Annotated in this window: 15 protein-coding genes; 7 read left to right on the top strand and 8 right to left on the bottom strand. The window is 66.5% G+C overall.

The annotated features are described in order from the left end of the window. Positions 1-125 precede the first annotated feature (125 nt). Positions 126-1,001, bottom strand: coding sequence for a DMT family transporter (locus ACCQ09_RS03150; RefSeq protein WP_012437301.1), 876 nt, complete (start codon positions 999-1,001; stop codon positions 126-128). A gap of 400 nt (positions 1,002-1,401) precedes the next feature. Between ACCQ09_RS03150 and ACCQ09_RS03145 the strand changes: the two genes are divergently transcribed. Then, positions 1,402-2,253, top strand: a complete 852-nt coding sequence (locus tag ACCQ09_RS03145; protein WP_372363251.1) for a class I SAM-dependent methyltransferase — start codon at positions 1,402-1,404, stop codon at positions 2,251-2,253. 22 nt (positions 2,254-2,275) lie between these two features. On the opposite strand, the gene ACCQ09_RS03140 is transcribed toward ACCQ09_RS03145, so the two are convergent. After that, positions 2,276-2,566 (bottom strand): hypothetical protein, encoded by a 291-nt coding sequence (locus ACCQ09_RS03140; protein ID WP_016944772.1) that lies wholly within the window; start codon positions 2,564-2,566, stop codon positions 2,276-2,278. Between the two features lie 154 nt (positions 2,567-2,720). Here ACCQ09_RS03140 and ACCQ09_RS03135 point away from each other — a divergent pair, with 154 nt between their 5' ends. Further along, the gene (locus tag ACCQ09_RS03135) at positions 2,721-3,257 is read left to right on the top strand and encodes a hypothetical protein (protein WP_040940563.1); all 537 of its coding nucleotides are present in this window, start codon (positions 2,721-2,723) and stop codon (positions 3,255-3,257) included. A 192-nt stretch (positions 3,258-3,449) separates the two neighbouring features. Here ACCQ09_RS03135 and ACCQ09_RS03130 read toward each other — a convergent pair whose 3' ends face one another. Beyond that, a complete protein-coding gene (locus ACCQ09_RS03130; RefSeq protein ID WP_506183030.1) occupies positions 3,450-3,941 on the bottom strand; it encodes a hypothetical protein in 492 nt (163 codons plus the stop codon). A gap of 141 nt (positions 3,942-4,082) precedes the next feature. On the opposite strand from ACCQ09_RS03130, the gene ACCQ09_RS03125 reads away from it, so the two are divergent. Next, positions 4,083-4,631 carry a hypothetical protein gene (locus ACCQ09_RS03125; RefSeq protein WP_014509081.1) on the top strand — a complete coding sequence of 183 codons (549 nt, stop codon included), beginning with the start codon at positions 4,083-4,085 and terminating at the stop codon, positions 4,629-4,631. Positions 4,632-4,986: 355 nt separating this feature from the next. Here the strand turns inward: ACCQ09_RS03125 and ACCQ09_RS03120 are convergent, their stop codons facing one another. From ACCQ09_RS03120 to ACCQ09_RS03110, 3 genes are all read right to left on the bottom strand, one after another. Continuing rightward, positions 4,987-5,886, bottom strand: coding sequence for an NAD(P)/FAD-dependent oxidoreductase (locus tag ACCQ09_RS03120; RefSeq protein ID WP_068574301.1), 900 nt, complete (start codon positions 5,884-5,886; stop codon positions 4,987-4,989). Positions 5,887-6,577: 691 nt separating this feature from the next. Further along, positions 6,578-7,024 carry an Rrf2 family transcriptional regulator gene (locus tag ACCQ09_RS03115; RefSeq protein ID WP_016944769.1) on the bottom strand — a complete coding sequence of 149 codons (447 nt, stop codon included), beginning with the start codon at positions 7,022-7,024 and terminating at the stop codon, positions 6,578-6,580. Positions 7,025-7,153: 129 nt separating this feature from the next. Then, positions 7,154-9,034, bottom strand: a complete 1,881-nt coding sequence (locus tag ACCQ09_RS03110; protein ID WP_052844639.1) for a GGDEF domain-containing protein — start codon at positions 9,032-9,034, stop codon at positions 7,154-7,156. A gap of 522 nt (positions 9,035-9,556) precedes the next feature. Between ACCQ09_RS03110 and ACCQ09_RS03105 the strand changes: the two genes are divergently transcribed. Next, positions 9,557-10,648 (top strand): DUF1615 domain-containing protein, encoded by a 1,092-nt coding sequence (locus ACCQ09_RS03105; protein ID WP_040940560.1) that lies wholly within the window; start codon positions 9,557-9,559, stop codon positions 10,646-10,648. 160 nt (positions 10,649-10,808) lie between these two features. After that, positions 10,809-13,133: a S9 family peptidase gene (locus ACCQ09_RS03100; protein WP_040940559.1), complete on the top strand. Its 2,325-nt coding sequence runs from the start codon at positions 10,809-10,811 to the stop codon at positions 13,131-13,133. 119 nt (positions 13,134-13,252) lie between these two features. Here the strand turns inward: ACCQ09_RS03100 and ACCQ09_RS03095 are convergent, their stop codons facing one another. Further along, on the bottom strand, positions 13,253-13,390 hold the full coding sequence (locus ACCQ09_RS03095; RefSeq protein ID WP_162866353.1) for a hypothetical protein: 138 nt from the start codon (positions 13,388-13,390) through the stop codon (positions 13,253-13,255). Beyond that, positions 13,390-13,716, bottom strand: a complete 327-nt coding sequence (locus ACCQ09_RS03090) for a DUF3817 domain-containing protein (RefSeq protein WP_040940558.1) — start codon at positions 13,714-13,716, stop codon at positions 13,390-13,392. The genes ACCQ09_RS03095 and ACCQ09_RS03090 overlap by 1 nt, the downstream gene beginning before the upstream one ends. A gap of 307 nt (positions 13,717-14,023) precedes the next feature. On the opposite strand from ACCQ09_RS03090, the gene ACCQ09_RS03085 reads away from it, so the two are divergent. Further along, complete coding sequence (locus tag ACCQ09_RS03085; RefSeq protein ID WP_228428306.1) at positions 14,024-14,665, top strand: YiiX/YebB-like N1pC/P60 family cysteine hydrolase; 642 nt, start codon at positions 14,024-14,026, stop codon at positions 14,663-14,665. Positions 14,666-14,897: 232 nt separating this feature from the next. Next, positions 14,898-15,911 (top strand): glycosyltransferase family 2 protein, encoded by a 1,014-nt coding sequence (locus tag ACCQ09_RS03080; protein WP_019237236.1) that lies wholly within the window; start codon positions 14,898-14,900, stop codon positions 15,909-15,911.

Here is a 15,911-nt window from a genome sequence, read left to right as displayed (position 1 = left end):
TCGGGAATGGGGAATCGGGAATCGGGAATCGCAAAGGCGCTGCGCCGGAATGATCAGCGCCACCAGCTGCTCTTACGATTCCCCATTCCCGATTCCCCATTCCCAGCGGCACAAGGCGCCGCACCTCACACAATCTTGGTGCGTCGCCACCAACGCGATACCTGCTCCTCGCGCACCAGGGTGAACAGCCCGGCGCCCAGGATCAGCGCAATGCCGACCGCCATTGGCCAATCCAGGTGGTCGTGGAACAACAGGTAGCCGAAAGCGATCGCCCACAGCATCTGGCTGTACTGGGTGGGCGCCACCACGCTGACCGGGGCCATGCGCGTGGCGTACATCAGGCAGATCGCCGCCAGGCCCGCCAACAGGCCGTAGCCGGCCAGCAGTCCCCATTGGTAGAGCGTGGGCCACACGAAGGTCGGCAGCATCAAGATCGCGCCCATCACCAGCGGGCCGATCACGCCGGCACCGTACAGGGTGAGGCGTTTTTCGCTGTGCCCGGCCATGCGCAAGGTGATCACCGAAATCGCACCGACCAGGCCACACACGATCGCGGCCACATGCCCATGGGTGAGGTGACGGAAGCCCGGCCGCAGCACGATCAGCACACCGATAAAGCCGACGATCACCGCCGACCAGCGCCGCCAGCGCACTTCCTCCTTGAGGAACACCACCGACAGCACGGTCACAAAGATCGGCATCAGGAAGATCAGCGCGAACGCTTCGGCCATCGGCAAGGTGGTGAAGGCGATCACCGAGGTCAGGTTGCCGATGGCGCCGGTCAGCGCACGCAACAGCCACAGCGCCGGCTGCTTGGCCATCACCAGCTCGCGCAAGCGGTCTTCGGGCTTCTTCAGGAACGGCACCGCCACCAGCATCAGCAACGCGCCCAGGCACAGCACTTCATAGGCCGGCAGCGTGCCTTCCAGCAGCTTCACAAACGCATCGCTGATCGAATAGGCCGCGTAGCACGCAAACCCCAACAAGACACCCTTCAGCATGGACGGCACTCCGCAGTGGCGCTGCATCCGACGCGGTGTCGATGCCGGCATGGCCAAGTATGCGGTGCGATGCGCTCAAGCGGAATTGGCGCGCGGTGAATCCGGGCACGGTAGTACCGCGATAGCAGCGACACGGCGGTGTGTTGGCCCAGCGCGGCCCGCTTGCGGAGCGCAGTCGCTTCGAAATGTGCATGCCACGCAGTGCACAAGCGCATCTTGCATACCGGGTCGTCGTCCGCGCGCTCCCAAGGGTGGCCAAGCCGCCAGCGCTACGCCAGCACAACGGCCTCCAACACGTACGCATTGCCCCGATGCCGCGGCGCAATGGCTCAGGTACGATGCCGGTCCCTCCCCTTCAGCCTGGTCGTGCGTGTGGCGCGGCCCGGTGCAGACCGCCATCGTGCCCCATTACTCCGGCCCCCTGCTGACCCGCTCCGACGCCCTCGCCCTGCTTGCCGCGCGCGATAAGGGGCTCCCACGCTGGACCGGCTCGCTGGACCTGGGCCGCACCACGGCCACCGCCGAGCTCGATGCGCAGACCTGGCAGTGGCGGGGCAAGGGCTACCCGTATCCGGGCAAGCTCAAGGACCGCACGCTGTATTTCTGGGATGGCGACGACTTCGAACCCATCTCGCGCTTTGGCAGCAGCTTGATCAAGCTGGTGCCCACCGACTGGGGCCCGCCCACCTTCGAGATCGATGGCATCAAGATGCTGCCCTCCGCGCAGCTCTCGCCGTTCGAGGATGCGCAACGCAAGGTGGCGCTGGTGGAACCGCGCGGCAAGACCGTGCTCGACACCTGCGGCGGCCTCGGCTACTTCGCGGCCTGCTGCCTGGAGGCCGGCGTCGCGCAGCTGCAGTCGTTCGAAAAGAACGCCGACGTGCTGTGGCTGCGCACGCTCAACCCCTGGTCGCCGGATCCGGACGCGGCAGCAGCGGCCGGCCGCCTGCACCTCACCCATGGCGATGTGGCGCAGCACATCACCACGCTGGCCGATGCAGCATTCGATGCCATCCTGCACGACCCGCCACGCTTCGGCATTGCCGGGGAGCTGTATTCGCAGGTGTTCTACGACCAGCTGGCGCGCGTGCTGCGTCCGGGCGGGCGCCTGTTCCATTACACCGGCGCGCCCAACAAGCTCACCAGCGGCCGCGACGTGCCCAACGAAGTGAGCAAGCGGCTGAGCAAGGCCGGGTTTCGCACCCAGCTGGCGCTCGATGGCGTGCTGGCGGTGCTGCCGCCACGTCGGTGATGCGCGTCTGAGGCAATCAGCGTCAACCTCGCAGCACGATGACGACCAGCAGCATCACGCCGGGAATGACGCTGAGCACCGCACCGGCCCATGCGAGCGGCGCATAGCGCTCATTGTTGAGCCGCGACAGCATCAGGCACGCCAGCCCGATGACGGCCGCCACGCAGACCGCGACCATCAGCCCGGCAATCGCCGCGCCGTAACCGCCGTAGCCGGCGGCGGCAATGATCCCGACACCACCACCCACCGGCACCGCCAGCAACGACAGCCCACCGAACACCGGTGGCCGCCGCGCGGCCTTCAGGGTTTCCATCTCCACGCGGTGCGCTCCATTTGCAGTGCCGGGAGTCTAGCAATGCAGGCGCGTGGCCCAACGCGTGGGCTGCTGCATCCCTGGGCTGGATGATCTGAAGGAAGGAGCCGCCAGCGCATCTGCCATACTGCGGCGCCATCGACACGGACGTTGCATGCACCTGCCAGTTGCCGCCAGCACCCTCGCACTCGGTTTGATGCTCGCCTGCCTGCCGGCAGACGCACAGACTCCCGCCGCCGCATCGTCACCGGTGACCACGCGCCATCCGGTGACCACCGCCACCCTGGCGGGCCGGGTCCTGCAGTTGGGCGAACGCGATGGGCAATGCGTGGTCCAGCGCGATGCCGAAACCCTGCCGCTGGGCATTCCGGCACCCTGCTATTTCAGCACCGGGCGCGATTACGCTGCACAAGTGCATGTGTTCAACGGCACGCCAATCGTGTTGATCCAGCATGCCAAGCCCAGTACGCGCACCGATTGGAACGTAGCAACCGACGGGCCGATCTGCGACTACGCCGCGCAGGCCGTGCGCGATGTAGGCGGGAAGCTGGAACCCGGCGTCGCCGGCAGCGGAAGTTCGCCACGCTGCGACCCCACCGAGGGCACCGACCAGAAGAACTTCGTCTACGGCTACGACACCTGGCCGAATCTCAAGCCGAAGAAGCCAGCGGCAGGGCAGCCCACACGCTGAGCGGGGGCGGCCGAACTGCGGCCGTGATGGCGCTTGACCGTCACGGCGATGAGCTTGATGCAGCGCGCCATACCGCGCAGGAATGCGCAACGCACGCAACGTCTCAGAACAGCACTGCGCTAATGCGCTGTGCTGCTAGCGCGCTGCCATGCGCAAGACGCATCGCTGCACAACAGTGGGTTACACGCGGCATCAGCGCCGCTGCAGCCACCACATGCGGGCGATCACCAGCAGCAGCACCAACAAGCCACCTGTCAACGCCGCATCCCAGCCAATGGCGATCCAGTAACGCTGCGGATCCGCCTCCAGCAGGAAAATGCGTGTCGGCCGCCCACGGATGACGCTGACATAACGCCCCTTCACCACGGCCTCGACCAGCAGCGCCAGCCGCATGCAGCAGGCTGCGGCCACCAGTAGCATGCCCGCACCTTGCAGCACCGCCGCGATGCGCTCCTTGCGTGAGTTGGGTGCTGGTACAACTGCACGGCGACGGGGTTGTTTCAACGTAGTGCCACTGCAACGAATAGTTCGCCAGTTTACCGATGTCGCATGCTCACACAGCTCCACGCCGCTAGCTGCACAGCGCGCGATGCGTGGCTGAGCGCGTACAGATCGCGCTTGAGCGGGCAATGCCGCATGCATCTGACGACGGCCGCTATACTCCATGCCGTAGCGCACCCGCATCGCGGGATGGACCCCAGCGCTGCTTCGTATCAAGGAAGATCGTCCGCATCGGTCGCGATGCTGCAGGCCGTTGGCGCTTCCTTGGTGTTCTCCTGTTCGCTGCGGCCCCTGCCGCGGAAAACCCGTACCAAGGACTCTGCTTTGAAGACTTTCACCGCGTTTGTCGTGCTTTCTTTCAGCCTGCTGCTGTCTGCCTGTGGCGGAAGCGATATCGCCAGCGGCGCCTCCAAGATGTCCTCCAGCGACTATCTCCTGCATAACATCTCGGTGTGGAACGGCGTGGTCCAAATCGTCGACCCATGGGTGTCGGGCGAGCGTGGGCAGTCGCTGATGGCCGATGCCATCGCGCACAAGCCGCTGGAGCAGTACAAGATTGCACTGGCCGGCCAGCGCAAGGCCCTGGCCGCCAATACGCAGGCCAACACGATGATGGCCTCGGGCGTGCCCGATAACGCCAAGGAGCTGGATGCCAAGCTGGTTGCCACCCTCAAGAGCGCCGATGCCACCATGGCCGCGATGGAGCAGATTGCCGCGTTGCCGGATGGCTACACCAACGAGACCCTGGCACCGCTGGGCAAGCAGCTGCAGACCACCGCCAACGGCCTGGTGGCTGATATCCAGGCCTTGAACACGGCGCAGCGCGCGTATTCCAAGGAACATAACGTGCCGTTCCAGGAAGTGCAGCAGTAACAGCAGAGACGACTGCGCACTGCAGTCGTCTCCACGCGCCCGGTGCAGGGAGATCGGCAGACACTACGGTTTGCTGCCGTTCTCCCTGCACCGGGCGTATTTGTATGCGGCCGATGCGCAGACGCAACGGTGTTGCTGCGGGCGATTCGCAAACCACTGCAGCGGCTGACGAGCGCAGCGCGCACTCGTCAGTAAATGCAGAGGGCGAGCGCACGCTTCGGCATAGATCGCGGTACATGGCTGTTACCGCCGACCAACATTCATTAGCTGGATCCGGTGCAAAATGGCGGCGATAACACCGATTACGCGCGCGAGTTCTCTCTTCGCCGCTCCGCGGTCACCGCGCCGGCTCAGTTCACGCCGGCAAGCCAAAGATCAGCGAGCGATGCGCGGCCACGCCGGCCATGGCACCGCTGGCCACCGCGAAGGTCACCGAGGCTGCGGGGCTGGCAATGTCGCCGCATGCAAAGACCCCGGGAACCGAGGTGGCCTGCATTGCATCCACCGCTACATGGCTGCCCAGTGGCCCGTCCGCCAGGGCGCACCCCATTGCCGTCACCACAGGGCTGATGTGGGTTTGCGTGGTGATGAACAGGCCGTCCAATTGTGTGGTTTGCCCATCGCGCAGCACCACCTCCACATGCGCGTCGTCGCCCTGGATGCGGGCCACCGCGCCTGGCACCAGGGTCACGCCGCGTGCCTGTAGTTGGGCGTTCTGCGTGGCGTCCAAGACCAGCGCATCGTTCAAGAACAGGCGGGTGACGCCCCAATCCGGCAGCATCGCGGCCTGGTGCACCGCAAACGCAGACGTGGCCAGCACGCCAATTTGTCCCTGCTCCAGTTCGTAGCCATGGCAATACGGGCAAACGAAGATCTGCTTGCCCCAGCGCTCGGCCAGGCCCGGGATATCCGGCAGGCGGTCCACCACACCCGTGGCAATGATGAGACGGCGCGCCATGTGGGCCCCACCATTGCCAAGCGTCACGCGGAATGCCTCTGCGGTGCCGTCCACCTGCGTCACCTCGGCATCGGCCCAGTGCACATCGGGATACGCGCGCAACTGCGTGCGCCCGTGCGCGGCAATCTGCGCAGGCGACTCGCCGTCGCGGCTCAAAAAACCATGCGAGGTTGCGGCAAAGCGATTGCGGCGCAGACCACTGTCCACCACCAGAATGCGGCGGCGTGCACGCGCGAGCTGCAAGCCGGCCGAGAGTCCCGCGTAGCTGCCACCGATGATGATCACGTCGTAGTGCATTGCGCTGCCTTGCCTTCTGCTTCTTTATGCACTTTTCGATGTTACATGATTGGGCCAACGGTTCAAGCGGTCACCGAAGGGCTGTGTGGTTGTGCATGCGCTCATCAGCGAGCTCAGCAGCTGCGTTTTTGTCGAGACTGGAGTCAGCACTTGAAGCGACTGTGCGTGCCGTGTTGATCGCATGGCCACTGCAGGGCAACAGCCTGGAGTGCAGCCAGCCGGGGACGCAGCTCTATGGCTTCAAGGTGCTGGGCGACGCCGGCAACGGGCGCTATTCGTGGATGATCAAGGCGGTGCAGCACGTGGCTAACCTCAACACGCGTGCCGGCGAGCTGGTGATCCACGGCGTCGATCTGTCATGCCCTGCAACGCTAAGCACTGCGAGATTGCGGAGGTTGCGAGGCGACTGCGCGCACCGCGCTGATCACATGGCCAACGCCGCGCCACGCACAGCGTGCAGCCTGACGCGTGATTGCCTGCAATGCGTAGCACTGCGATGAGCAAGGCTTACAGAGACCACAAGTGCATGCGTCGCCCGTCACCTCATTCGACGCGCAGCGATTGAACTACTCATTGCGTTGAAGCAGCATCAGGCTGCATGCAAGCAGACAGATCAGTCAACCATCGCTGGCAAGCGAGGACCCCGGCAACCGAGCGCACCCACCACAGGCCACCGGCGCTGCCGAACCGCTCAATCGCGCCGTACGCGCTTGGCTTTTCCCGCGGCTTGCACGGGTGTGGCGGTCTTGCACAAGGCATCGAAGTCACTGGCCAGGTCCGCCAGGGTCACCGTTCCCAGGCGCTCCAACAGCAAGGTTTCGGCGGCGGTGAGCGCGTCGGCGATGGCGGCATTGACCACACGCTCCACACCGCATTGCGGGTGGTCCTGGTCGGTGCCGATTGCGAACAGATGCGGGCCACCGACAGCGCGGTGCACATCCAGCAATGTGACTTGAGCAAGATCGCGCGCCAACTGCCAGCCACCGTGGTGGCCCTTGGACGATTGCACGTAGCCGGCCTCGCGCAGGCCGGCCATGGTCCGCCGCACCACCACCGCATTGGTCGACAGCATGCGGGCGATCTGTTCGGAGGTCATCGGCTGCGCACTTCTGGCCATGTGCAACAGCACATGCAGCATGCGGGAAAGGCGGCTATCGGTTCGCACGGAATGGCATCGCTGAGCAGGCGGGAGGAGCGGCAGCGCCGCTGCGCAAAGTGTGCCGCACTGCGGCGCCATTGTCGCATTGCACCAGGGCGCGCACTTGCACTACGCGCCGTACACGGCCCATTGGTCGCGGCCGGCGGTCTTGGCGGCGTACAGCGCCAGGTCGGCCTGACTCAGCAGCACGTCCAGCCCGGTCGCCGGGGTGACGCGCACCGCGCCCAGGCAGAAGCGCACCGGCGCATCTGCCGGCAGGCCTGCGATGGCAATCGCCGCCACCGCACTGCGCAGACGCGCGAACACGTTGCCGATTTCGTCAGCGGTGCAGCCCGGCAACACCAGCAGAAATTCCTCGCCGCCCAACCGGCCGAGCTGGTCGCGCTCGCGCAGGGCGCGCCGGGACGCGGCAGCCAGCGCCTTGAGCACCGCGTCGCCGGTGGCATGGCCGTGCACGTCGTTGATCTGCTTGAAGTGGTCCAGGTCGATCAAGGCCAGCATGCAGGAGGTGCGTGTACGCAGCGCATGCTCGATCTGCTGCTGCGCCTCGGTACGGATCGCGCGACGGTTGGGCAGGCCGGTCAGTTCGTCGCGCATGGCCAGAGTGGAGAGCTGGCGGCGATGGCGCCAGCCCACCGTCACCACCACCAGCGCGGCGATCAGCAACAGGCAGGCCGCACACAGCGCGATCCACAAGGTGCGCTGACCAGCTTCGCGCGCCTGCAGCGCCAACTGCGCGGTTTCGCTGCGGCGGCGCAATTCCGCGGTTTCCGCACTGCGGCGTGCATCTTCGTAGCGCGCATGCAGCCGCAGCATCACCGTGTCGCGCTGGCCCTCCTGGCTACGCTCACGCAAGGCGTTGGCACGTTGCAGTTCGGCATAGGCCTGCGCGTGCTGGCCCATCGAGGCCAGCGCCGCGGCAATGGCATCGGCCAGGTCCACACGGCGGCTCGATGCCAGCTGCGGGCCATCGGCGCGCCTGGCCGCGGCGATCTCCTCGCCCAGGCGCGCATCCTTCAGCGCGGTCATCGCCTTCAACAACACCGCGTGGCAGGCCGCGACGCGGCCGATGTTGCCCTGCGCCTGCATCAGCGGCAGCGCTTCGTTGGCGGTGACCAGCGCCGCGGCGGCATCGCCGGTCTCGATCAAGGCTTCGCTGGCACTGGTCAGTGCCGCTGCCACGCCGGCCTGATCGCCCAGCGCGCGGCTCAAGGCCAGTGCGCGGCGGAAATGCACCAACGCCGCGTCCGGCTGCTGCAGCGCCAACGAGGCACCGTATTCGTATTCGATCAGGCTGCGCTGGAAGCGTGCCGGCAGGTCACCCAGGCGCGTCAATGCGCGCAGCAGATACGCTTCGGCTTCGTTTTCCTTGGCGGTGCGCCCGCCCACGCGGCTGGCCAGTGACCCGAGTTGTGTCAACGCATCCAGCTCCAGCGACAGCGATCCTTCGCGCACCGCACATTGGTAGCTGGCCTGCGCGGCATTCCAGGCCTCATCGCTGCTGCCCGACGCCAGCATGCTCCACATGTCCACCGCGTCGACTTCGCACAGCAGGTCACGACGGCCCAGCGCGCGCGCCTGTCGGCGCAACTCTTCCAGCCGCGCCACCATGGAGCGATTGGGGTTTTCGCGCACATCGCTCAGTGCCTGCACCGTGTCCAGCCACAGCCGCGCCTGTGCGCCGCTGCCATGCAGCTGGTCCAGCACGTCGCGTGCCTGCGTCAGCGCCTGTGTGCGGCGTGCACTGTCTTCCAGCGAAATCAGCACCCGCGCCTGTGCCAAGGCCGCCCAGAACGTGGCATCGGCCTGCCCGCTTGCGCGCGCCTGGTGCAGCTGTCGCTCGGTGGCCTGCAGCGCGGCGGTGGGGTCGTCGAGCAGCATGGCTTCGGTCTTGGCCCAGGGTTGCGGCTGGCTCCAGGCCGCGCCACTGACCCACAGCAGTGCAGTGCACAGATGCGGAAGCCACCACGCCGTGCGCTGACGCTTCATCGCACACGCATCGCAATCACCATGGCATCGCGGCCATGGCACGCAGGTGGCCCTGGGTGAGGAGGTACTGATTGCTGTGGCATGGCGCAGTCCTCCGTCGTAGGTGATGGAACCGATGCTGCAGTCGCGCGCGATAGCGGCACGGCGCACGATGGTGGTCGCGCGCAGTACCCGACCAGGCGATCGCGCAGATGGTCGAGCTTATCGGCCGGGTGGCCAGGGTCTTGAATGGCGCCCGCTGAACGTGGCAGCGATCCGCGCTCTACGATGCGTGTTCTACGAAGCGCCGCTCGAGCTGTGGCGCGCGCCGGTCCTGCACCTGTCCCGCACGCAGCGCATCGCCGCGGCCATTGGCGCCCGGGTGACAGGCCATATAGTCAGTAGCAAACGCGCTGTCCCGGTGAACCACGCCAGGCAATTCGCAAGCCGTGCAGACGACCGCCATCTGCCCTCCGCAGCCCACCAACACCGCGCCACGTAAACTGCCACCCGGCAGTACCCCTCGCCTTTCCCGGAGACGCCGTGACCCGTTCGATTCCGCGCCTGTTGGCGCTTGGCGTGCTCGCCCTGTTGTCGGCCTGTGCGACGCAGGCGCCCCGCGCGCCGCAACGCTCGCCACAGGCCGTGCAGGCCGATATCGCGCGCCGCCTGCCGGCATCGCTCAGCGACCGCGCCGGCTGGGCCACCGACGTCTACGTGGCGCTTGCCTCGCAGGACATCGCCACCACGCCCGAACACATCTGCGCGGTGCTGGCGGTCACCGAGCAGGAGTCCACCTATCAGGCCAATCCGCCGGTGCCGAACCTGGGCAAGATTTCGCGTGCGGAGATCGACCGCCGCGCCAGCGCCCACCACCTGCCCGGCTTCATGGTCGATGCCGCGCTGCGCATCACCTCGCCCGATGGCCGCAGCTATGCCACCCGCATTGCCGCTGCGCGCACCGAGCAGGAGCTGAGCGGCATCTTCGAAGACTTCGCCGGCAGCGTGCCGCTGGGTGGGCGCTTGTTTGGCGGGCTCAATCCGGTGCGTACCGGCGGGCCGATGCAGGTGAGCATCGCCTTCGCCGAGCAGCATGCCGACCGCTACCCCTACCCGCCTGACGACTCCATCCGGCATGAGGTATTCAGCCGCCGCGGCGGGCTGTGGTTCGGCACCCGGCATTTGCTGGGCTACCCCGCCCGCTACGACGCGCTGCTGTACCGCTTTGCCGATTTCAATGCCGGCTGGTACGCCAGCCGCAATGCCGCGTTCCAGGCCGCACTGAGCAAGGCCAGCGGCATCGCGCTGGCGCTGGATGGCGACCTGCTCACCCCGGGCGCCAGCCTGGACGCACCCGGCGGCACCGAACGCGCCGCACGGGCGCTGGCCAGCCAGCTGGGCATGACTGACCGCCAGATCCGCGCCGCGCTCGAAGACGGCAACCGCGCCGATTTCGGCGACAGCACACTGTATCGCCAGGTCTTCGCGGTGGCCGAGCGCGACGGCCACGCGGCGCTGCCACGCGCGGTGCTGCCGGGCATCACCCTGGAGAGCCCCAAGATCACCCGCACCCTCACCACCGCCTGGTTCGCCCAACGCGTCAACGACCGTTGGAAGCGCTGCATGGCCAAGTAGCAGCACCCGCTGCGCGGCGCGCGCCGCGTCTGGCACCACGCCCGCAGCTGCGCACCGTGGCAAAGCACGACGTATGGCAGGGTCGCAGGCCCTACCCGTGCACGTAGCATTGCCGGGTTGCGCCACTCTGCTCGGCGCGCGTCCTTTTGATGAGGTCCACATGCCCACACCGTTGCCGATGCGCCACCTGCTCACCGCCCTGGCCGTTGCCCTGCTGCCCGCACTGGCCAGCGCGCAGGCGCCCAGCGTGACCGATGCCGATTACGCGCGCGCCGAACGCCTGGTCAGCTATCTGGCGCAGCCGCTGGTGGACCACGCTGCCACGCAGGTGACCTGGCTGGACCCCACGCATGTGGTGTATGTGGACCATGACGCCAGGGGCGACCGCCTGCTGCAGCTGGACACCGCCACCGGCAATACCGCGCCACTGTTCAAGCCTGCCCGGCTGGCCACCGCGCTCAACAGCTTGCTCAAGACCGGCGACAAACCGCTCAAGGCCGCCACGCTGGCGCCCAAGGTCCGCCTCACCGCCGATGGCCGCTACCGTTTCAAGATCCGCGACACCGACGTGATCTGCGATGCACGCGCCGCCTGCAGCAAGGTCTACGCCAGCGACAAGGCCGAACCGGGCGTGCTGTCGCCGGACAAGACCCGCGAGGCCTTCATCCGCAACTGGAAACTGTGGGTGCGTGAGCTGGCTACCGGCAAGGAGACCCAGCTGACCCGCGATGGCGTGGAAAACTTCGGCTACGCCACCGACAACGCCGGCTGGCAGCACAGCGACAACGCCATCGTTGCGTGGTCGCCGGACTCGCGCAAAATCGCCACCTTCCAGCAGGACCAGCGCAAGACCGGCGATATGTATCTGGTCAGCACCAAGCTCGGGCATCCGCAACTGCAGTCGTGGAAATACCCGCTGGCCGGCGACAAGGACGTGACCATGATCGAGCGCGTCATCATCGACGTGCCCACCGCCAGCGTGGTGCGCCTGAAGCTGCCGCCGGACCAGCACCGCTCCACCCTGTGCGATGACGTGAGCTGCTCGCCGGGCCTGTGGGACGACGTGAAGTGGGCGCCGGACAGCAAGACCCTGGCGTTCGCCTCCACCTCGCGCTTCCACAAGCAGGTGTGGCTGCGCATTGCCGACGCCAGCACCGGCGCGGTACGCACCGCCTTCGACGAAACCGCCAAGACCTATTACGAAAGCGGCCAGGTCGCGGCGAACTGGGCCTATCTGCCCGGCAGCAACGAAGCGGTGTGGTTCTCCGAACGCAGCGACTGGGGCCAGCTGTATCTGTACGACCTGCAGACCGGCAAGCCCAAACGCGCGATCACCAGCGGCGAAGGCAATGTCACCGAGCTGCTGCGCGTGGACCCGGTGAGCCGTACCGCGTGGTTTGTCGGCGTGGGCAAGGTGCCGGGCGTGGACCCGTACTACCAGCAACTGTGGAAGGTGAGTCTGGACGGCGGCGCACCGGTGCTGCTGACGCCGGAAGCGGCCGACCACAGCATTGCACTCTCACCCGATGGCGCGCGCTTCGTCGACACCTATTCCACCACGCTCACCCCACCGGTCAGCGTGCTGCGCGACGCAGCCGATGGGCGCACGCTCAGCACCGTCGCCACCGCCGACATCACCCGCCTGAAGGCCGCCGGCTGGGTCCCGCCGGAACCGATCACGGTGAAGGCGCGCGACGGCAAGACCACCTTGTATGGCTTGCTGTTCAAGCCCACCCACTTCGATCCGGCACGCAAATATCCGGTAATCGATTACATCTACCCCGGCCCACAGACCGGCTCGGTGCGCGGGCGCGGCTTCTACGCCGGCCATGGCGACAATCAATCGCTGGCGGAACTGGGCTTCATCGTCATTGCCATCGACGGCATGGGCACGCCCTGGCGCTCCAAGACCTTCCATGACACCTGGTACGCCAACATGGGCGACAACACCCTGCCCGACCAGGTGGCTGCGGTGAAGGAACTCGGCCAGCGCTATCCGTGGTTCGACACCACCCGCGTCGGCATCTGGGGCCACTCCGGTGGCGGCAATGCGTCCACCGGCGCGATGCTGCGCTACCCCGAACTGTTCAAGGTGGCCTGGTCGGAAAGCGGCAACCACGACAACCGCGGCTACGAAGACGACTGGGCCGAGAAGTACCACGGCGAGCACATCGTCAACAAGGACGGCACCTCCAATTACGACGACCAGGCCAACGCGACGCATGCAAGCAAGCTGCAAGGCCGGCTGATGCTGGTGCACGGCACGCTCGACGACAACGTGCCGCCGTATCTCACCCTGCTGGTGGCCGACGCGCTGATCAAGGCCAACAAGAACTTCGACATGCTGATGCTGCCCAATGCCAAGCATGGCTATGGCGACCTGACCCCGTACGTCACCCGCCGCCGTTGGGACTACTTCGTGCAGTATCTGCTCGGTGCTACGCCGCCAGCCCAATACCAGATGCAGCCAGTGCCGAAGCACTGAGCACACCAGTTGCAGCTGGTGTCATCGCGCGACGCAGATGGTTCATGCGTTGCGCGATGGCGCCGCGGCACGGTACTGCACTCACGTCCGCGCCGCGCGCCAGCGCATGACCAGCACAGCTACTGGTCCGCAGTGCTGCCACCCAGCTGCTTGCTCAAGAACGCCAGCAAGCGCGTGTAGTACTCACGCCGATGCGCTTCGGTGTAGAAGCCGTGGCTTTCGTTGGGGAAATGCACTCTCTCGCTGACGAACCGCATCAACGCGTCCGCACACCCAACAAACCAATGCGCCGGAACCAAAGTTCCAACGGCACCGTCACCAGTGGCGGCAGTGCGGCCAGCAGGCTCAGCGCCCAGGCCCACCACGGCCAACGCAGCCGCAGCGCGGCCAGCACGCTCACCACCACATAGAACAGAAAGGCACCGCCATGCAGGCGGCCAAACAGCCAGACCACCGTCTCGGTGGTCTGCAGGCCATATTTGAGCCACATGCCGATCAGCAGACCGGCCCAGGTGATTCCTTCGATCAGGGCGGCTACGGCAAACAGCCGGCCGATCGGCGACAACGCAGCAGACGAACGCATGCAACACTCCAGGCGACCAAGGCAATGCCGCGACACGATGGCGACGGCGACGCCCGCTGGCCTGCGTAGTCTACAAAACACGGGCCAGGCTTGGGCTTTCGTTGTTGCAATCCAGGGCAAGCCAAGGCTTCTTGCAACGCGCTGCGGCTGGAACTCCCGATCGTCAGCGGAGCAGACGCCTCGCTGCGTGCACCGCGCGGCCAACAGCCGCTGCCCTCGCCCCGGGCTGCGCCTTCATCGGCATACGCGCCGAGACAGCCGTTGTTGTCCATAATCGGCACGTCCTGCCACCGCCAAGCATCCACATATGCACACGTTCCGGCTGTTGTTGTTCCGGCTGTTGTTGTCCCTGCTCCTGCTGGCCTTGCTGCCGACATCGGCACTGGCCCTGCGGCTGCATGATGGCGATCTGCTGTTCGTCACCGCCGCGCGCACCGGCCTGAGCGGCGCCATCGACGATGCCACCGCCACCCAGTGCGCACCGAGCTTCGATCATGTGGGCCTGGTGGCCCATGACGGCCGCGCGCGCGTGGTGCTGCATGCCGATGAGGAAGGCTCGCGCCAGCAACCGCTTGCCGACTTCATCCGGCAGGCGCGTGCCAAACAGCGGCAGATCTTCGTGTACCGGCTCAACGCCGCGCAGCGTGCGGCGATTCCCGATGCCATCGCACAGGCGCGGCGCATGCTCGGCAAGCCCTACAACCTGACCTACGTGCAGGACGACAACAGCTATTACTGCTCGGACTTCATCGAGCGCGCCTTCCGCGCGCATCAGGTCTTCGCGCTGCAGCCGATGAACTTCAAGAACCCGCAGAGCGGGCAGATGTCTGCATATTGGACAGAGTTTTACCGCAGCAAGGGCATGGATGTGCCACAAGGCCTGCCCGGCACCAACCCCAACGATATGGCGCGCGCACCAGCGTTGCAGGCGCTTGGGCCACTGGATTGAGCTGACCGCAGTGCGACCGTTGCGGTCGCACTGATGCGGCACGCTGGGCGTCACGGTTACTTGCACACCAGGCTGCACGTCGAACGCGGTGACGTCGGGCACCAGGGACCCGCCAGCCGTCCCAACCCGTGCTTTCCCGGTATAGTCGCGCAACTCTCGGCACTTGATGGCATCTGCGATCAGTCCAACGGCGCAGCTGCCGGGAGATCACGACGTCACAGGGATCCGTACGATGTCCACGCCGATTGCACTGCGCTGCGCCCTGGTCCTGGAGACCAACAACCTGCGCGGTGGCGACGCAGCACACAACGCTGTGCTGGAGAGCCTGCAGCGTGCAGTGGCCGCACTGGCCGCGCAAACGGTTCCGCTCACCGCGCTGGCGCAGCTGATCGTGACCCACGACGGCCTGAGCGAAACCGCCTGCGCCGCGCTCAGCGGCATCGCCGGGCGGCCGGTGACCTTTGTCCGCATTGCGCACACCACCGGCTATTACGAGGCGAAGAACAGTGGCTTTGCTGCCACCGATCCGGCGCTGTGCGACTACGTGATCTTTGCCGATGCCGACTGCCTGCCGGCGGCGGACTGGTTGGCCGAACTGTTGCTGCCCTTCAGCACACAGCCGCAGCTGGCAGCGGTTGCCGGGCGTACCAGCTACGCCGCCACGCTGGTGGGCACCGCACTGACCACGCTGGATTTCATGTATTTCCCCAGCCCTTTGCAGCCGCAGGCCACGCGCAACTTCTATGCGAACAACGTGGTGTTCCGGCGCGAGATCTTCGCCGCGCATGCCTACCAGCCATTGGATGGTGTGTACCGCGCGCACTGCCAGGTGCTGGGGCTGCATCTGCAGGCCTGCGGCATCGCGGTGCACTACGCACCCCGTGCGCACACGGTGCACAAGCTGCCCGACACCCGTGGCGAAGCACTGCAGCTGCGCTGGTGGCGCGGCCAGGACACGCTGGGCCTGACCCCGCACCTGGTCAAGGCGTATCTGCCGGCATCGCTGCACTGGCTGGCGCGCAGCGGGCCGGTCGGGCCGCTGTGCGTGCTGGCATCGCGTCTGTGGTTCAGCGCGCAAGCCTTAAATATGCAGGACCTGCCGCCCGTACGCGGGCTGCGCCGGGGCGCCGCGCTGGCACTGATCGCCGCGTTCTCCGCGGTGGACATGCTCGGCAGCCTGGCCGCCGGCTTGGGCTGGCGCCGCCGCCGCGCCGATGCGCAGGCGCTGTCTTACCACCACTCCTAG

It is taken from the genome of Xanthomonas sp. NCPPB 2586 (assembly GCF_041475775.2).
Taxonomy (GTDB): Bacteria; Pseudomonadota; Gammaproteobacteria; order Xanthomonadales; family Xanthomonadaceae; genus Xanthomonas; species Xanthomonas campestris.
The sequence above is the reverse complement of the archived record's forward strand: the minus strand, read 5'-3'. Positions and strand labels throughout refer to the sequence as shown.

What these genes read in the sequence shown, in the direction of transcription:
- ACCQ09_RS03150 (WP_012437301.1), bottom strand. Translation starts at nt 1,001, where the DNA reads ATGCTGAAGGGTGTCTTGTTGGGGTTTGCGTGCTACGCGGCCTATTCG.
- ACCQ09_RS03140 (WP_016944772.1), bottom strand. Translation starts at nt 2,566, where the DNA reads ATGGAAACCCTGAAGGCCGCGCGGCGGCCACCGGTGTTCGGTGGGCTG.
- ACCQ09_RS03135 (WP_040940563.1), top strand. Translation starts at nt 2,721, where the DNA reads ATGCACCTGCCAGTTGCCGCCAGCACCCTCGCACTCGGTTTGATGCTC.
- ACCQ09_RS03130 (WP_506183030.1), bottom strand. Translation starts at nt 3,941, where the DNA reads ATGCGGGTGCGCTACGGCATGGAGTATAGCGGCCGTCGTCAGATGCAT.
- ACCQ09_RS03120 (WP_068574301.1), bottom strand. Translation starts at nt 5,886, where the DNA reads ATGCACTACGACGTGATCATCATCGGTGGCAGCTACGCGGGACTCTCG.
- ACCQ09_RS03115 (WP_016944769.1), bottom strand. Translation starts at nt 7,024, where the DNA reads ATGCTGCATGTGCTGTTGCACATGGCCAGAAGTGCGCAGCCGATGACC.
- ACCQ09_RS03110 (WP_052844639.1), bottom strand. Translation starts at nt 9,034, where the DNA reads ATGAAGCGTCAGCGCACGGCGTGGTGGCTTCCGCATCTGTGCACTGCA.
- ACCQ09_RS03100 (WP_040940559.1), top strand. Translation starts at nt 10,809, where the DNA reads ATGCCCACACCGTTGCCGATGCGCCACCTGCTCACCGCCCTGGCCGTT.
- ACCQ09_RS03095 (WP_162866353.1), bottom strand. Translation starts at nt 13,390, where the DNA reads ATGCGGTTCGTCAGCGAGAGAGTGCATTTCCCCAACGAAAGCCACGGC.
- ACCQ09_RS03090 (WP_040940558.1), bottom strand. Translation starts at nt 13,716, where the DNA reads ATGCGTTCGTCTGCTGCGTTGTCGCCGATCGGCCGGCTGTTTGCCGTA.
- ACCQ09_RS03085 (WP_228428306.1), top strand. Translation starts at nt 14,024, where the DNA reads ATGCACACGTTCCGGCTGTTGTTGTTCCGGCTGTTGTTGTCCCTGCTC.
- ACCQ09_RS03080 (WP_019237236.1), top strand. Translation starts at nt 14,898, where the DNA reads ATGTCCACGCCGATTGCACTGCGCTGCGCCCTGGTCCTGGAGACCAAC.